12 protein-coding genes are annotated in these 15,715 nt (G+C 74.3%); 9 read left to right on the top strand and 3 right to left on the bottom strand.

Annotated elements, in window-relative coordinates; genetic code table 11:
• Window positions 1-16: 16 nt before the first annotated feature.
• The 3 genes from N7925_RS33215 (at window position 17) to N7925_RS33205 (ending at window position 2,325) form a co-directional block, all read left to right on the top strand.
• Entirely contained in the window at window positions 17-469 is a 453-nt protein-coding gene (locus N7925_RS33215) for a phage holin family protein (protein WP_265603223.1), read from the top strand.
• Complete coding sequence (locus N7925_RS33210; protein ID WP_265603222.1) at window positions 445-1,086, top strand: DUF3618 domain-containing protein; 642 nt, start codon at window positions 445-447, stop codon at window positions 1,084-1,086. The genes N7925_RS33215 and N7925_RS33210 overlap by 25 nt, the downstream gene beginning before the upstream one ends.
• 159 nt (window positions 1,087-1,245) lie before the next feature.
• Window positions 1,246-2,325, top strand: a complete 1,080-nt coding sequence (locus N7925_RS33205; RefSeq protein WP_274346067.1) for a YihY/virulence factor BrkB family protein — start codon at window positions 1,246-1,248, stop codon at window positions 2,323-2,325.
• Window positions 2,326-2,388: 63 nt separating this feature from the next.
• On the opposite strand, the gene N7925_RS33200 is transcribed toward N7925_RS33205, so the two are convergent.
• Window positions 2,389-3,888: an FUSC family protein gene (locus tag N7925_RS33200; RefSeq protein WP_274346066.1), complete on the bottom strand. Its 1,500-nt coding sequence runs from the start codon at window positions 3,886-3,888 to the stop codon at window positions 2,389-2,391.
• A gap of 307 nt (window positions 3,889-4,195) precedes the next feature.
• Here N7925_RS33200 and N7925_RS33195 point away from each other — a divergent pair, with 307 nt between their 5' ends.
• The 4 genes from N7925_RS33195 (at window position 4,196) to N7925_RS33180 (ending at window position 7,321) form a co-directional block, all read left to right on the top strand.
• Window positions 4,196-4,522, top strand: a complete 327-nt coding sequence (locus N7925_RS33195; RefSeq protein WP_265603219.1) for a hypothetical protein — start codon at window positions 4,196-4,198, stop codon at window positions 4,520-4,522.
• A gap of 90 nt (window positions 4,523-4,612) precedes the next feature.
• Window positions 4,613-5,122 (top strand): Lrp/AsnC family transcriptional regulator, encoded by a 510-nt coding sequence (locus tag N7925_RS33190; RefSeq protein WP_274346065.1) that lies wholly within the window; start codon window positions 4,613-4,615, stop codon window positions 5,120-5,122.
• 38 nt (window positions 5,123-5,160) lie between these two features.
• The gene (locus tag N7925_RS33185; protein ID WP_274346064.1) at window positions 5,161-5,853 is read left to right on the top strand and encodes an HAD family hydrolase; all 693 of its coding nucleotides are present in this window, start codon (window positions 5,161-5,163) and stop codon (window positions 5,851-5,853) included.
• Window positions 5,854-6,118: 265 nt separating this feature from the next.
• Window positions 6,119-7,321, top strand: a complete 1,203-nt coding sequence (locus tag N7925_RS33180) for a serine/threonine-protein kinase (protein ID WP_274346063.1) — start codon at window positions 6,119-6,121, stop codon at window positions 7,319-7,321.
• 60 nt (window positions 7,322-7,381) lie between these two features.
• Here N7925_RS33180 and N7925_RS33175 read toward each other — a convergent pair whose 3' ends face one another.
• Window positions 7,382-8,374: an aldo/keto reductase gene (locus N7925_RS33175; RefSeq protein WP_265603215.1), complete on the bottom strand. Its 993-nt coding sequence runs from the start codon at window positions 8,372-8,374 to the stop codon at window positions 7,382-7,384.
• 303 nt (window positions 8,375-8,677) lie between these two features.
• Between N7925_RS33175 and N7925_RS33170 the strand changes: the two genes are divergently transcribed.
• Complete coding sequence (locus N7925_RS33170) at window positions 8,678-9,241, top strand: DNA polymerase ligase N-terminal domain-containing protein (RefSeq protein WP_274346062.1); 564 nt, start codon at window positions 8,678-8,680, stop codon at window positions 9,239-9,241.
• Between the two features lie 33 nt (window positions 9,242-9,274).
• Here the strand turns inward: N7925_RS33170 and N7925_RS33165 are convergent, their stop codons facing one another.
• Window positions 9,275-14,209 carry a HEAT repeat domain-containing protein gene (locus tag N7925_RS33165; RefSeq protein WP_274346061.1) on the bottom strand — a complete coding sequence of 1,645 codons (4,935 nt, stop codon included), beginning with the start codon at window positions 14,207-14,209 and terminating at the stop codon, window positions 9,275-9,277.
• Between the two features lie 140 nt (window positions 14,210-14,349).
• Here N7925_RS33165 and N7925_RS33160 point away from each other — a divergent pair, with 140 nt between their 5' ends.
• Window positions 14,350-15,708, top strand: coding sequence for a geranylgeranyl reductase family protein (locus tag N7925_RS33160; RefSeq protein WP_265604084.1), 1,359 nt, complete (start codon window positions 14,350-14,352; stop codon window positions 15,706-15,708).
• Window positions 15,709-15,715: the final 7 nt, after the last annotated feature.

Raw genomic sequence — 15,715 nt, 5'->3', positions numbered from 1 at the left:
GAGAGGGAACCGAGCCGTGGGTACACCGTCTTCACAGCACACCACCGACCAGTCGGCCGCCCCGTCCGTCGGCTCCACCCGCGCACCGTCGCCGGATCCTTCGATCGGAGAGCTGGTCGGCGAGATCAGCGAGGATCTCACGCAGTTGGTGCGCGAGGAGGTCGAACTGGCCAAGGCCGAGGTCAAGGAGAGCGCGACCCGGGCGGGCAAGGCGGCGGGCATGCTCGCCGGCTCCGGATACGCCGGCCATCTGGCTCTGCTGATGGGCAGCCTGGCGGCCGTCTTCGGACTGGCGCACGTGGTCGACCTGGCCTGGGCCGCGCTCATCGTGACCGGGCTCTGGGCGCTCCTGGCGGCCGTCCTCTTCGTGGTCGGCCGCAAACGCCTCAGGACGGTCAGCGCCAAGCCCGAACGCACTGTCGAAACGCTGAAGGAGGACGCGCAATGGGCACGCAACCCGACGAGCTGAAGTCCGACGTGGAAGAAACCCGGGCCCACCTCGCCCACAACGTGGACCGTCTCGCGGACAAGGTCACCCCGGGAAAGGTCGCCCGGCGCAAGGCGGACGCCACGCAGCGGCGGATCACCCGCGTGAAGGAGCGTGTGATGGGTGCGGCGAGCGACACCACAGCCGCGGGCAAGCAAGGCGTCGCGGATACCGCCGGACAGGCGGGTGACGCGGTCAGGCACACCACCGACCAGGTGGGCCGATCCGTACGCCAGGCCCCCGACCGGATCACCCGGCAGACGCAGGGCAGCCCCGTCGCGGCGGGCGTCATCGCCTTCGGCGCCGGCATGCTGGCAGCCGCCTTGCTCCCCACCACGGGGGCCGAGGAACGGGTCGGCGCACAGCTCCGCGAGCACTCCGACGAACTCCTCGAACCCGTGAAGCAGACCGCCCAGGACGTCGCGCAGGAGGTCAAGGAGGACATGCGGGGGCCGGCGACGGAAGCCGTGGACGCGGTGAAGAGCACGGCCCAGGACGCGGCGCAGACCACCAAGCAGAAAGCCCAGGACGCGGGGCAGGAGGCAGGGACGGGACTGCGCGAGGTCGGACAGGACGCCGCTCGGCAAGCCCGGAGCTGACTCGGCCGCTCCACGGACCGGTCCGCCACCGAGAAGCGTCCGGCGTCGGGCGGGGCCCCCTCCGCTGCGGGGCCCCGCCCGGCGGGCGTGTCGTCCGCCCAGCAGCATGAAGCGGCCGTGAGGTCGCCGACCGTACACCGTCGAGGAGGTGTGATTTCCATGGCGCACGAGCAGCATGATCGAGACAGCCTGGGCCCGGAGGGAAGCCGGTCGGGTGCCGGCCCGCACGCACAGCCGGACCGTGATCCGCCCGAATCGCCCACGAAGCTCGGGAGTAAATCGTGGAGTGCGGTGTTGAAGCGCACGCTGAGCGAGTTCAAGCGGGACGAGCTCGCCGATCGGGCCGCGGCGCTGACGTACTACGGCATCCTGGCCCTGTTCCCGGCCCTGCTGGTCCTGGTCTCCCTGCTCGGCATCGCAGGCAAGGAGACCACACAGACCGTGCTGGACAACATGCAGAAGCTCGCACCGGGAGCGGCCCGCGATGTCCTCACCAACGCGGTGACCCAGCTGCAGTCCAGCAGCGGAACCGGCTGGGTCGTGGCCATCGTGGGTCTGCTGGCCGCACTGTGGTCCGCGTCCGGCTACGTGGCCGCGTTCATGCGAACCTCGAACGCGGTGTACGACGTACCTGAGGGCCGCCCGGCCTGGAAAGTGCTGCCGGTCCGCGTCGGCCTGACGTTGGTGCTGATGGTGCTGGCCTGCGTCAGCGCGCTGATCGTCGTGCTCTCCGGCGGCATCGCCCGCCAGATCGGAACCGCGCTGGGTATGGGTGACACGGCCATGACCGTCTGGTCGATCGCCAAATGGCCCGTCCTGGTGGTACTGGTCACCATCATGCTGGCGCTCCTGTACTGGGCCGCGCCGAACGCCAAGGGCCGGGGCTTCAAGTTCGTATCCCTGGGAAGCCTGCTGGCGCTGCTGATCTGGATGGTGGCATCGGCCGCCTTCGCCTTCTACGTCGCCAACTTCGGTTCGTACAACAAGACCTACGGCGCTCTGGCAGGCGTGATCATCTTCCTGGTCTGGCTGTGGATCACGAACCTGGCGATCCTGCTCGGCCTGGAACTCGACGCGGAGATGGCCCGCGAGCGAGCCGTCATCGGCGGCCACCCGCAGACGGAGGAGCCGTACGTCGACCCCCGCGACACCCGCAAGTGGACCGACGAGGACCGCAGAGCCATGGGCGACACCGGCCCCGCCGACCCTCGCGCGGGCAGGAAGGACCACGGCGCCTGAAAAAGCACCACGGCGCCTGAAAACTGCCCGACCCTGGGGGCCTCCGGGCCGGGCCAGGGCTCTTCAGGCGTTTGTCGACGCCGCGTGAGGACCGTGGTTCAGCGGGTTGACGAGTTCGGCGAGTGCGCGCTCCAGGCCGTGCAGATGGGCCAGGGCGGGGTCCGCGGCGACCCCGGGCAGCTCGGGCAGGTGGAAGCCGCGGGAGCCCTCGGGGGCGGTCAGCGCCTCGACGGCCATCTCGACGCGGGAGCACGCGGCGGACAGGCGTGCGTCGTGCGAGGCGTCCGGGTCGGCGGCGATCGATGCCAGGCCCCGGACCTCGGTCACGCAGTCGTCCAGCAGCGCGATCACCTGGCGGGCGCGCGCCTTGCGGGCCGGCAGCGGGCTCAGGGGGTGCACCAGCGGCGCGAGGGAGAGCCGGACCCGGCCGAGCAGCACCTCCAGTTCGGCGACGCGGGGCCCGGGGTCGGCGAGCGTCGAGCCGGCGAGCCGGTCGGCAGCCTCGGCCGTGCAGGCGTGGACGCACCGCAGGGCCTTCTGGATCCACGCGTCGGTGATGGCGTGAGTGGTGACGGGGAGGACCAGCAGCACGGCGAGCACCGCGCCGAGCGAGCCGACGGCGGTCTCCGCGACGCGCAGCCAGAGCAGGGCGGCGTCCAGGACGCCCAGCACGCCGTAGAGCATGCCGGCCATCACCGTCACGAAGAACATCATCCAGCTGTACGAGACCGCCGCCGTGTAGAAGATGCCGAAGACGCTGACCGCGACGACGGCGGCGGTCGGGGCTCCCGCGCCGTCGAGCGGGATGGCCACGGCGAAGCCCGCGACGATACCGATCACGGTGCCCAGGACGCGCCGGAATCCCCGTACGAGCGTCTCGCCGCGCGAGGTGGTGTTCACGAAGACCCACCAGGTGGCGCCCACGGCCCAGTACCACCGCTGGTCGGACAGGACCTGCCCCAGGCCCAGCGCGAAGGCTCCGCCCAGGGTGGCCTGGACGGCCTGCCGGGTGGTGATGCGCAGGGGGCCGGGGCCCCGCGGGGGAGCCGGCGCGGCCGCAACGGGCAGCCGCCGCTCGTAGCACCACAGGCCGAAGCGCACGGTGGACGAGGCGCCCAGGGACAGCAGCACGGCGACGTACAGCTCGGGCAGCTGGCCGGGCACGGTGTGCAGGAACTGGGCGGCGAAGAACATCATGAACGTGAAGACGCCCAGCGCGTGCCCGCGGGGCCCCCAGCGCCGGGCGTACACGCCCGCCCCCATCACGGCGAGGAAGCTCAGGTCGCGGGCGACCGGCTGGTCGTGCAGCACTGCGGCCACGGCCAGGACGGGCAGTCCCACGACCGGGAGCAGGGCCGTGGTGACCGCCTGGCCGCGCACCCTCGGGTCGGTCACGGTGAACAGGGCGAGCAGCGCCGCGAGGCCGCCCGTGATGGCCGCCACCAGCGAGTGCCCGGCGAGGCCGCACAGCGCGACCGCGAGGCTGATGCCGAGGACGCCACGGCCGGCGAAGCGCAGCCGCACCCGCCCCGGGTCCGGCGCCACGAACACCCTCTTCAGCACACTTCCGCCCCTTCCGCGTCTCCGCAGAACTCGCATGAAAAAGGCGCCGCGGAAGTCCGCAGCGCCATCGATGGATCCATTGCAGCATCCATCGGGCCCTTGGAACAAACGGGGAGAAGAACCATGTACCAATGGCTCGGCGAATCTCGCGAAAGCTCGGCCACCAGCGTGCCAACGGATCACCCGGACCGAGCACCCCCGCGAACGGCGGACGTACCCACCGGACGGATGGGCTCCGGTTCGGGGCCGAGAGGGGATGAGTACGCGTACTCATCCCCGGGCGGGACGGGCGGCGCACGATGCCGACATGGACGACATGGACACGCGCACGGGCGGGATCCGGCAGGGGCGCGAGCCGCGGAGCGGCGGGGCGAACCTCCTGGTCTTCCTGGCTCTGCTGCCGCTCGACGCGCTCGTCGGCGGCTACGCCTGGCTCGCGGTCGGCATGAACGGCTGGGCCGCCGCGCACAACGGTGAGGAAGCCACCGTCGCGGTGACGGAGCTGGCGGGGTCCGGTGGCGTGCTGGCGGCTGTGGGGCTGGCGCTGTGCTGGGGACGGTATCGGGGCGCCGCCGTGGCCCAGTTCGTCCTGACGGCCGTGCTGATGGCCTGGCTGCTGTCGTTCCACGGCTGAGGGGCTGTCGTACCGCCCCGGCGGCGCGGAGCCCTCGCCCTGGGTACAGTCGGGGCCGCACCGGACGGCTCGGAAGGAGATCTGCGGATCATGGCGGTGGACGCTCTCGACACCCGGATCCTGCGCCTGCTGATCGAGCAGCCGCGCACCAGCGTCCGGGAGTACGCGCGCATCCTCGGCGTGGCCCGCGGCACGCTGCAGGCCCGGCTCGACCGGCTGGAGCGCGACGGGGTGATCACCGGTACCGGGCCGACCCTCTCCCCCGCCGCACTCGGTCACCCCGTGCTCGCCTTCGTGCACCTGGAGGTCACGCAGGGGCATCTGGTCGAGGTGGGCGACGCCCTGGCGGCCGTGCCCGAGATCATCGAGGCGTTCTCGACGACGGGCGGGGGCGATCTGCTGACCCGCGTCGTCGCCCGGGACGCCGGGCATCTGGAGGACGTGATCCAACGGCTGATCCAGCTCCCGGGCGTCGTCAGGACCCGGACCGATGTGGCGCTCCGCGAGCGGGTGGCGCACCGGGTGCTGCCGCTGGTGGAATCCGTGGGGCGCGCGGCGGGCGACCGGGACCGGCCGGGTCCCGCACCCGGTCGGGGGTGACCGGGCCCGCCACCGCGGCCTGCGGCATGCTGGGGGCCATGACGTCCCGCCCCGCGGCCGCGCCCCGCCCCCAGGTGATCTTCGATCTCGACGGAACGCTGGTGGACAGCGAGCCGAACTACTTCGAGGCGGGGCGCCGACTGCTCGCCCGGTACGGGGTGCGGGACTTCGGCTGGGAGGCCCACACCCGGTTCATCGGCATCGGCACCCGGGAGACGCTGACGGTCCTGCGCGCGGAGTACGGGATCGACGCCCCGGTCGAGGAGTTGCTCGCCGGGAAGAACGCCCTGTATCTGGAGCTGGCCGGGGCGTCGACGGAGGTCTTCCCCCAGATGCGGGTCTTCGTGGAGCGCCTGTACACGGCCGGGGTACCGATGGCGGTGGCCTCCGGTTCGTCCCGGGCCGCGATCGGGGCGGTCCTCGCGGTGACCGGGCTCGACGCGTACATCCCGCTGTACGTCTCCGCCGAGGAGGTCGCGCACGGCAAGCCCGAGCCGGACGTGTTCCTGGAGACGGCCCGGCGGATGGGGGCGGAGCCGGCGGACTGCGTGGTGCTGGAGGACGCCCCTCCCGGAGCGGCGGCCGCGCACGCGGCGGGCATGCGGTGCTTCGCCGTCCCCTATGTGCCGGAGACGGCGTCCGACCCGGCGTTCGGGACCGCCGAACTGCTTTTCAGGGGCGGACAGTCCGCGTTCACGGCCGATGCCGCGTACCGTCGGCTGCTCGGCTGAACCGGGGCACGGCGGGCGCTCCCGGCGCCGGGGCGGGCGAGGAGGGTACCGGGCCGTCAGCAGAGCCCGGTGAAAGGGCCGTCGGGGCATCGGAGCTCCGCCGGACCGATATCCTGATCATGTCGTTCGCCGCTCCGCCCCGGTCTCCGCCGGAGACCCGGGAGCCACGGGGCCCGGCAGCCGGAGCGGGCCACCATTCGAGATAGGTGTACAGGTGCTGGTAGCTGGTCGGTACCGATTGGTATCCCCCATCGGTCGTGGCGGCATGGGCGAGGTGTGGCGCGCCACGGACGAGGTGCTGGGACGTGCCGTGGCCGTGAAGCTGCTGCTGGGGGACCAGGCGGACGCCTCGTCGACCGCCCGCTTCCGGCTGGAGGCGCAGACCGCCGCCCGGTTGAGCCACCCGCACCTGGTGGCCGTGTTCGACTTCGGGGCCTGGGAGGACCGGTTCTTCCTCGTGATGGAGCTGGTCGAGGGGCAGAGCCTCGGGGACCTGCTGGCCGCCCAGGAGCGGGTCCATCCCGAACAGGTCGCCCTGATCGCGGGCCAGGCGGCCGCGGGGCTGGCCGCCGCGCACCGCCAGGGCATCGTCCACCGCGACATCAAGCCGGGCAACCTGATGCTGGACGCGGACGGTTCGGTGAAGATCGGCGACTTCGGGATCGCCCAGTTCGTCGACGACCCCTCGACCGCGCTGACGACGGCGGGCCACATCGTCGGCACGAGCCTCTACCTGGCTCCCGAGCGGGCGCTGGGACGTACCGCCGACTCCGCGTCCGACATGTACTCCCTGGGCTGCGTCGTCTATCAACTGCTGCTCGGACAGCCGCCGTTCCGCTCCGACACGGCGACCGCGACGCTGTACCAGCATGTCGACACCCCGCCGGTCCCGCTGCGGCAGCGGGGCGTGGAGATCTCCGCCGCCTTCGACTCGTATCTCCTCGGACTGCTGGCCAAGCAGCCGGAGGAACGGCCCACCGCGCAGCAGGTCTCCGACTGGTTCCGCACCGACGCCTGGCGCGGCCGGCCGGAGCCCCTCCCTCTGCCGACGCCCACGTCCCACCGGGCGTCGGCTCCCATGGCCCCGAAGCCCTCGCCCGCCGGGCCGCCGGCGCCGGTCGGCCCGACGACGTACCGGCTTCCGGGACCCACCGGGCGAAGACGGCAGGCATCCGCCCGAGCGGCTCCGGCCCGTCGTCGCAGTACCCGTGAGGCGATACGGCGTCGGCCCAGGGTCGCCAGCGTCATCGCGGGCACGGCGACGTTCCTGGCCGCCGTGTACCTCGGAATGATTCTGTTCTCCCCGGACTCCAGCTCGGCCGGAACGCCGGATCGGAGCCCGTCCTCGGGCCCCGCGCAGGACGTCAGCGACGGCAGCGGGCAGGAGCAGGAGCAACAAGGCGGGCAGAACCCGCAGGACCAACAGGACGGTGGCCGACAGGACGGGGACGACGAGCAGGACGACTGAGTCCCGCCCGCCCCCCTCGCCCGCCGGGGCCCCGCCCGTTCCGTTCCGCCCCGCCCGCCGTCACCAGCGGTCGTGGACCTCCGCGCGGATCGACCGGTCGTACAGGTCCCGCACCGCGTCCAGCGTGGACTGCGGCAGCGGCGGCAGGGCGGCGGCCGCCGCGTTGGCGCGGGCCTGTTCCACCGAGCGTGCGCCGGGGATCACGGTGGTCACGCCCGGCTGCTGGATGATCCAGCGGAGCGCGGTCTGCGCGGGGGTGGCGCCCTCGGGGGCCAGTTCGGCGAAGTCGGCGGCCGCGGCGACGCCCGTCGCGTAGTCGATGCCGGAGAACGTCTCGCCCCGGTCGAACGCTTCGCCGTGCCGGTTGTACGTACGGTGGTCCTCGGGGCCGAAGACCGTGTCCTTGGTGTACTTGCCGGAGAGCAGGCCGGAGGCGAGCGGAACCCGGGCGATGATGCCGACGCCCGCCGCTGCCGCCGCCGGGAGCACCTCGTCCAGCGGCTTGAGACGGAACGGGTTGAGGATGATCTGCACGCTCGCGACGCCGGGGCGCGCGATGGCGGTCAGCGCCTCGGCGCAGGTCTCGACGCTCACCGCGTAGGCGGCGATCCGCTGCTCGGCGACCAGGGTGTCCAGGGCGTCGTAGACGGCGTCGGAGGAGTAGACGCGGCTGGGCGGGCAGTGCAGTTGTACGAGGTCGAGCGTGTCCGTCCCGAGGTTCGCGCGGGAACGGTCGTTCCAGGTACGGAAGTTGTCCAGGACGTAGTTCTCCGCGACCTGGTCGGCGCGGCGGCCCATCTTGGTGGCGACGAGGACGTCGGCGTCGGGGCGGCTCTTGAGGTAGCGGCCGATGAGCTGTTCGCTGCGGCCGTCCCCGTACACGTCCGCGGTGTCGAAGAAGGTGACGCCGGATGCGACGGCCGCGTCGAGAACCCCGAACGCGTCGTCCTCCGCGACCTCGCCCCAGTCGCCTCCGAGCTGCCAGGTGCCCTGTCCGACGACCGAGACGTCACGGCCGGTCCTGCCGAGTATGCGCTGTTCCATGAGGATCATGCTATTCCGCTCTCGGGCCGGGGGTGGACGGCGGCAGAAGCACCGCTGCCGCCGTCCACGCTCCGGGGCCGCCCCGGGGCGGGCCGGTGATCAGTCTCCGGTCGTCACGCGGACCACGTCGACCTCGCCGCTGTCCGGCCGGCCGGCGTCGCCGAAGTCGTCGCCCAGCATCCAGAACGTGGCCATGCCCCCATGGACATATGCATCCGAAGGCGGTCGGCTCATCGTGCGATGCGTCCCGGGCAGCCGCAGAGTGGAAACACGGACCGGCGAGACGGGCCGGGGTCAAGAAGGGAGCACGACGTGGAGAACGACGGCACACCGCGGCCCCACTTCGTCGTGCAGATCCATGACGCGCGACGCCTGCACTTCGATTTCCGGCTGGAGGTCGACGGCGTACTGAAGTCCTGGGCGGTGCCGCGCGGGCCGTCGGAGAACCCCAGCGACCGCCGGCTCGCCGTGCCGACGGAGGATCACGCCCTGGAGTACCGCGCGTTCGAAGGGGTGATCCCCCACGGCAAGTCCGGCAGCGGCACGGTCATCGTCTGGGACCAGGGCACCTACCGGCCGCTCGGGCACGACGGACAGGGCGACCCCGTCCCCTTCTCCGAGTCCCTGGCGCTCGGCCATGCGACGTTCTGGCTGGACGGGTCGAAGCTGCACGGCGAGTTCGCGCTGACCCGCATCCAGAAGGGCGACGAGCCGGACAGCGGCGGCCACGAGGCGTGGCTGCTGATCAAGGCCAACGACCGCCTGGCCGTTCGCGGCAGGCCCGGTTCCCCCGACCCGTACCACGCCAGGTCCGCCCGTACGGGGCGGACGCTGCACCAGGTCGCCGCGGCGGCGTCCCGGGGGTCCGGAGGCTGACCACGCGCCCCGCGGTGGCACACGGGCGCCCCGTCAGGCCCCCGCGCCGGAGATCTCGGCGAGCACCTCCGTGTAGAGCGGCCGCCGGTCGGGCCGGGCGTGGGCCGCGGCCCGGCGCAGGACCGGGACCGCGGCGTCGCCGAAGCCGACGAGCGCGTCCCGGGCCGCTCTCCGGACCACCGGCTTCGTGTGGCCGAGGAGCCGGACGAGGTCGGGCAGCGCGGGCCCCCAGCCGGCGCGGCCGAGCGTCCGCGCCGCCATGCGCACCACGTCGGGCAAGGGATCGGACAGCAGGAGCGCGGTGAGCCGGGCATGGGTGTCCCGGTCGAACAGGGCGCGCGAGGTCCGGTGTGCGTGCAGGCGTACCCCGGCGCGCGGGTGGCTCAGCAGCTCCTCGACCAGCGCGCGCAGTTCCGGGTCCGGACCGGTTCCGGACGCGGGTGCGCTCTCCTCGACCAGGCGGGTGAGGGCCTGGCGGGTCTGCTCCGGCGTTCCCGTGCGGGCCAGGTCGAGCAGTTCCGGCAGCGACGGACGGCCCGCCAGGGCGGCCGACGTGCTCCGGAACGGGGTGCGCAGGGCGTCGAGCGCGGCAGCGTCCTCGTCTGCGGCCCCGGGTGTGCGCAAGGGGCCGCCGACGAGGACGAGCGCGTCGGCCAGGGCATCGCGGCCCTCGGTACGCAGTCGGCGCTCGGCCCTGGTCAGCACGGAGGTTCGGAGCACCCGCAGCCCGGTCAGCAGGTCGAGCAGCCCGAGGTCGCCCGCCTCGACGCGCGGTGCCAGGTGGTGGGCGAGGACATCGGCGGGAACGTTGCGCAGCGTGGTGCGGGCCGCCTCCCGCACGGCGGGCGACCCATTTTCCCACCACCCGACGATCAGCGGGACGAGCGGGGGCAGATCGTCCTCGGGCAGCCGCCCCGCCCAGCGCAGCGCCCGCTCCGGCAGCACCCCCCGGGAGGTCAGTTCCACGACGGCGGGGTGCCGGCCACCGCCCCCTCCGGGCTGGACCCCGGCGTGGTCCTCCGGGTGCGCGAGGAGATCCAGGGCGGCGGTTTCGGGGAGCACGTCGACCCGGCCGCGCAGATACGCCCGCAGCACGGCGCGCGCCACCCCCGGCTCCGGCCAGTCGAGCAGGGCCCGCGCGGCGGCGGTCCGGCGCTCTGGCCTCTTCGCGTCCAGCATGGCCAGCAGCCGCGTCCGCTGGGCGGCCGACCGGGGCTGGTCGAGATCGTCCGCCCGCACCGGGCGCGACGAGGCGCCGGAGGCCGTGCTCGCCGCTCTGGTCTCGGCGATGGTCCACTCGGGTGCGTCGATCGGCTGCAGCTCGGTCATCCAGTCGACGAGCCGCCCGCGCACGTCGGGCGCGGCCCTCGGGTACGCCTCGACGAGCGCGGAGAGCAGCTCTCGGGACTCGGTCCGGGCAGGTGCACGCCCGACACCGTCCGCACCGGCGACACGCCGGGGCCGGGCACCGGCGACGGCGTCGCGTCCCCGGAACTCCGCCAGTGCTTCGGGCGTCCGTACCGCCTCGGTCAACTCGGCGCGCCAGGAAGCTGATGCATCGGCGGCCGCCGGTTCCGCCGGTACGCCGAACGCCTCCCGGAGCACGGCGGGCGCGGCGCTCCAGGGGTCGGCGCCGAGGTGGGCGGTGTCCAGGGCCCGGTCGAGATCGGCGCGGACGAGCACCGCGCCCAGCTGGCGGAGCAGCGTGAGGCCACGGGCGGCCGCCCCGGGCCGGGGCCGGCTGTCCGGGCCGGCGGGCGGCAGGGCGCGAACTCCTTCGACGACGGTGAAACGCTGGACGGCGGACAGGGCGGACGGGTGCGGTGCGACGGCGTGCAGGACCTCGAGCAGGTCGATCAGCTCCCCGGCCGACCAGGCCTCCGGCCTCCCGGCTGTGGCCCGGGGAGACCCGTCCGCCGCTCCCCCGCCGATGGCGGCGTCGAACGCCTCGGTCACCGTACCGGTGTGCCGGGCGAGCAGCGTCACCTCGTCGGCGGACCACGGCCCCGGGCACAGGCGCAGGGCGCACCGCAGGAGGCGGCCGCGGAGCCCGGCCTCGACGGTGCTGCCGGCCAGGCCGAGCCAGTGACCCAACAGCACGCGGGCCGCGGGGCGTTCGTGGGCGGCAACGCCCTTGGGGGGTGCGGCCCGCCGGGCGATGCGCAGGGCGAGCGCCGGGTCCCAGCCGGAGCGCAGCAGAGCCGTCACCTCGGGGTCGGCCCCGTCCGGGGGCCCGTCGGGGGCGGCGGGCGGCGTCGGCACACCGTGCCGGGCCGCCGGTTCCGCCAGGTCCTGGACGGAACCGGCGGCAAGCCCCACCCCGCCGTCGGCGACGAGTGCCAGCAGGGCGGGGACGACCGGCGATCCCCCCACGTCGAGGGCGAGCACGGCGCGGGCGGTCACCTCGTGGTCGAGGGCGCGGAGCAGGAGGCGGCGGGTGCGCTCGTCGCGAGCCGCTTCGGCGGCGGCGAGGAGGGTCGCGGCGTAGGCGCCGCCCACGACGGCGCGCAGCGCCCGTGCCAGCGCGGACCGCAGCCCCGGGTTGTCGTCGCGGCCGAGCGCTCGCAGGAGATGCGGGACGGCGGCCGGCGCGCCCGCTTCGACGAGGGTGGCCGCCGCGGTCTTCCTGATGTTCATGTTCGGGTGGTGGAGACAGCCGGCGACCGCCTCGGCCGCCCAGCGGGCCCGTGCCGCGCCCAGCGCCGACAGGGCCGCGCGCACGGTGCGGATGTCCGGGTCGCGGGTGAGGGGGACGAGGGTCGCGGACAGGGCCCGCGCGTCCTCGCCCGAGGCGTCGTGGGCCAGCAGGGCGATCACGTGCTTGCGCACGTGCGGGTCGCGGTCGCGCAGCAGACGGTGCACCCGGGCCCGGGTGGACGGGGTCGCGGGGACCTGGAGCAACGCCTTGAGCAGCACCGCCCGTCCGCCGCCGGTGAGCCCGGGCCGCTCCAGCAGGCCGAGCACCGTCGCGGTGAGGAACGCGTGGCCCGCTCCGGTGTCGTCCGGTGCGTCGAGCAGACAGACGGGCCTGATCCGCCGCCGCCTCCACAACCGGCTCCCGTGGGCTCGCATCGCCTCCAGCACCTCGGGGGGCAGCTCCGGTTCGCCGTCCGGGCGGGCCGGTCCCACGGGTGCGAGGCCGGGTCCCGGGGCGTCCGTCCCCGGGCCGAGCCGGCCGGCGGCGAGGTCGCGCACGATGCGCAGGAGCAGGTCGGCCAGGGGGACACCCTCCGGGGGCGCGGTTCCCGTACCGGCGTGCGCCGCGATCCGGCAGAACGCCGCCACGGGGGCGTCCGCGTCCACACGGGCGCGCAGGACGGCCAGCTCCCGCTCGTCGGGGGCTCCGAGGTCGGCCTCGATGTCGCGCGGGAGGTCCTGGGGGGCGAGCCGGGCGAGCAGGTCCTGCCGCTGCGCGGGCCGGCGGGTGAGGTGCCACAGGAGTGCCAGCGCCCGGTCGCGTACGGGGCGCAGTCCGGGTGCGACCGGGAGGCGTGATGCACCGTCGGTGGCCGTGGGCGGTCCGTCCGCCGGGCCGCCGACGCCGAACGCGCGGGCCAGCGCCGATCGCGTACGGTCCCCGCCGATGGCCTCCAGGGCGTCCAGCGCGGCGGACGGGGCCGTGGGAAGCAGGGCCAGTACCGCTTCCTCGGCGGCCGGCGGTCGCAGGACGCGGATCGCGGCGAGGAACGGGCGCGGGGCGCGGGCCGCCGGGAGGAGTCGGGTGACGGCCTCGCCGATGGGGACGTCTGCGGCCCCCTGCCGCGACAGGGCGATGAGCAGCTCCAGGCGGCGTGGCCAGTCCGGGGCGGTGGGCGGGGCGTCGGTGAGGGCGTCGAACAGCGGGCGACGGCAGGTGTAGAGGACCGTGGCGAGGTCCTCCGCCGGAAGCGTGTGGTCGGCCAGGGCCAGGGAGAGGAGCGGGCCGACGTCCGGGTCGGCCGGGAAGTGGCCGCGTCGGTGCAGTGCGCGCAGAGAGGTCAGTACGGGCCCGGCGAGCAGGAGGGGGTCCGTCGCGGCCAGGGCCACCAGGCGGCCGACGTCGGCGCGTTCCGCCCGTTCGCCCAGGAGTTCCACGGCCTGCCCGCGCAGGGCCGGAGCCCCCGCCGGATCCTCCGCCGTGCTCCACAGCACCGTGAGGTGACCGTGCCGGGCCGCGGCGAGGAGAGCGGCGGCGGCGAGCGCGGCCGACACCCCGTCGCGGTCGGCGGACCGCCCGTCCAGGGCCCTCGCCGGGCGGGTCAGCGGTTGTGCGTCCACGGGGGCGACCGCCGCCCAGGGCTCGGCGAGTTCGCGCAGCACATCGGTCACGACGTCGGGGTCGGGCGAGTCGAGCAGGCGCACCAGCCGGCCGCGTACGAACGCCGGTGCGAGCAGTCCGGCGTGCAGCCCCTCGCGGGCCAGCCGCAGCGCCTCGGTCCCCAGGACCGGGTCCCCGGTGTCGACGAGTTCGGCCACGAGCCGGTCGGGGCGGTGCGCCCCGGCGGCGGCGCTCTCCCGCACGGCCCGGTAGAGGGGCTCGCCCGCCGGTTCCGTACGGAGGACGGTCGGGTCGCCGAGGATCTCCGCCCGCAGCCAGGCGATCCGTGCCCGGGCGGGCAGCGCGGCCGCACGCCAGTCGGGCAGGCGGTGCCGCGGCTTCCGCGCCACGAGCCGGGCGTGGATCCCCGCGAGCAGGAGGGACTCCTCGGGCGACGCTCCGGAGGAACCCGGCAACAGGCGGGCCACCAGGGCAAGATGACCTGCTCCGGCCGTGTCTTCTCCCCCACCTCCGGAGTCCGGGATGCCCGGGATGTCCGCACGTTCGGTGAGGAGGGTGAGGCCGAGGTGCCGTATCCGGGGCGCGGGGTGCCGGACCATCCGGCCGAGCAGCTCCGGCGGGCAGGTGCGGGCGTCGAGGCGCCGGGCGAGGAGAGAGGCGTCGGCGCGGTCGAGGGCGTCGATGATCGTTTCGTCCGGCGGAGTGGTCACCGACGGAGCGTAGACGGCCGGTTCACTCGGACGCCTGAGGTTTTACGCGCGTGGTACCGCCCTGGCCCGTAGTGATCGATGATGTTGCCCTGGGCCGCCGCCCCGGCAGGAGCAACGGCCGTACGGACGAAGGGGATGTGATGCGGGAACTGCCACCGGACCCGGCGACGACGGACGTACGGGAGGTGTCCCGTACGGGAGAGGACGCCCAGGTGATCGTGGTGGGGGCGGGGCCGGCCGGCTCCTCGGCCGCGTACCACCTGGCGCGGGCCGGAGTGGACGTGATCCTGCTGGAGAAGGCCCGCTTCCCCCGGGAGAAGGTGTGCGGCGACGGTCTCACCCCGCGCGCGGTGCACCAGCTCATCCGGATGGGCGTCGACATCACCGCACCGGGCTGGATGCGTTCACGCGGCATGCGCTGGGTGGCCGGGGAGCACCGGGTGCACATCGAGTGGCCCGCGCTGGGCCGCTATCCGGACTTCGGGCTCTCCCGCAGCCGGCACGACTTCGACGACATCCTGGCCCGGCACGCCGTGGCGGCCGGGGCCCGGCTGTACAGCGGCTGGAAGGCGGAGCGGCCGCTGACGGACCGGGCGGGCCGGGTCTCGGGGGTCGCCGCGTCCTCGGATTCCCCGGACGTTCCGGAGCCGGTCGACTTCCGCGCGCCGGTCGTCATCGCCGCCGACGGAGCCTCGGCCCGCCTCGCCCTGGCGCTCGGTCTGGAGCGGGACCCCCGGCGGCAGATCGCAACGGCCGCCCGGCGCTACTACCGCAGCCCCGAACGCTCCCAGGAGGAGTACCTGGAGCTGTGGGCCGACCTCCGCTTCCCGGACGAGGGCCCGTACCTTCCCGGCTACGGCTGGATCTTCCCGATGGGCGACGGCCGGGTCAACGTCGGACTCGGGGCGTTCCCCCACCGGCGGCACGGCAAGGCGGACCTGCGCGCCACCCTGAACCAGTGGCTGGCCCGGACCCCGGAGGACTGGGGGCTGCGCGAGGAGAACGCGGAGGGCCCGGTCCGCAGCGCCGCCCTGCCCATCGGTTTCAACCGCCACCCGCTGTACGCGCGCGGGCTGCTGCTCGTCGGCGACTCCGGCGGGATGGTCAGCCCCTGGAACGGCGAGGGCATCGCCCAGGCGATGGAGGCGGGCGAGGTCGCCGCCGAGACCGCGGCCCTCGCCCTGGCCCACCCCCGGGGGCCCCGCCGCGAACAGGTGCTGCGCGGCTACCCGGTGGAGATGAACCGCCGCTGGGGCCGCTACTACCGCCTCGGCAACACCGCCGCCGACCTGATCTTGAGCCGCTCGGGCTTCCAGCCGGTGCTGAACCGGTATGTCATGGGATCGCCGTTCCTCCTCAACACGCTGGCCCGGCTGCTCACCGACCTGACGGACAAGCCCTCACGCGATGTGATCGACCACGTCCTCAACACGGCGTTCCGCCTCGTTCCGGCCCCGAGGCCGGGCCGCCCGCGCGGCGGCAGCCTCCGGAAGCGCTGACGGCCCG

It is taken from the genome of Streptomyces sp. CA-278952, assembly GCF_028747205.1.
Classification (GTDB): domain Bacteria; phylum Actinomycetota; class Actinomycetes; order Streptomycetales; family Streptomycetaceae; genus Streptomyces.
This window is presented reverse-complemented; position numbering and strand designations above follow the sequence as displayed.

Bases quoted from the DNA above. Each gene is read 5' to 3' on its own strand.
- N7925_RS33195 (WP_265603219.1), top strand. From the start codon at position 4,196: ATGGACGACATGGACACGCGCACGGGCGGGATCCGGCAGGGGCGCGAG.
- N7925_RS33190 (WP_274346065.1), top strand. From the start codon at position 4,613: ATGGCGGTGGACGCTCTCGACACCCGGATCCTGCGCCTGCTGATCGAG.
- N7925_RS33185 (WP_274346064.1), top strand. From the start codon at position 5,161: ATGACGTCCCGCCCCGCGGCCGCGCCCCGCCCCCAGGTGATCTTCGAT.
- N7925_RS33180 (WP_274346063.1), top strand. From the start codon at position 6,119: ATGGGCGAGGTGTGGCGCGCCACGGACGAGGTGCTGGGACGTGCCGTG.
- N7925_RS33205 (WP_274346067.1), top strand. From the start codon at position 1,246: ATGGCGCACGAGCAGCATGATCGAGACAGCCTGGGCCCGGAGGGAAGC.
- N7925_RS33175 (WP_265603215.1), bottom strand. From the start codon at position 8,374: ATGATCCTCATGGAACAGCGCATACTCGGCAGGACCGGCCGTGACGTC.
- N7925_RS33160 (WP_265604084.1), top strand. From the start codon at position 14,350: ATGCGGGAACTGCCACCGGACCCGGCGACGACGGACGTACGGGAGGTG.
- N7925_RS33210 (WP_265603222.1), top strand. From the start codon at position 445: ATGGGCACGCAACCCGACGAGCTGAAGTCCGACGTGGAAGAAACCCGG.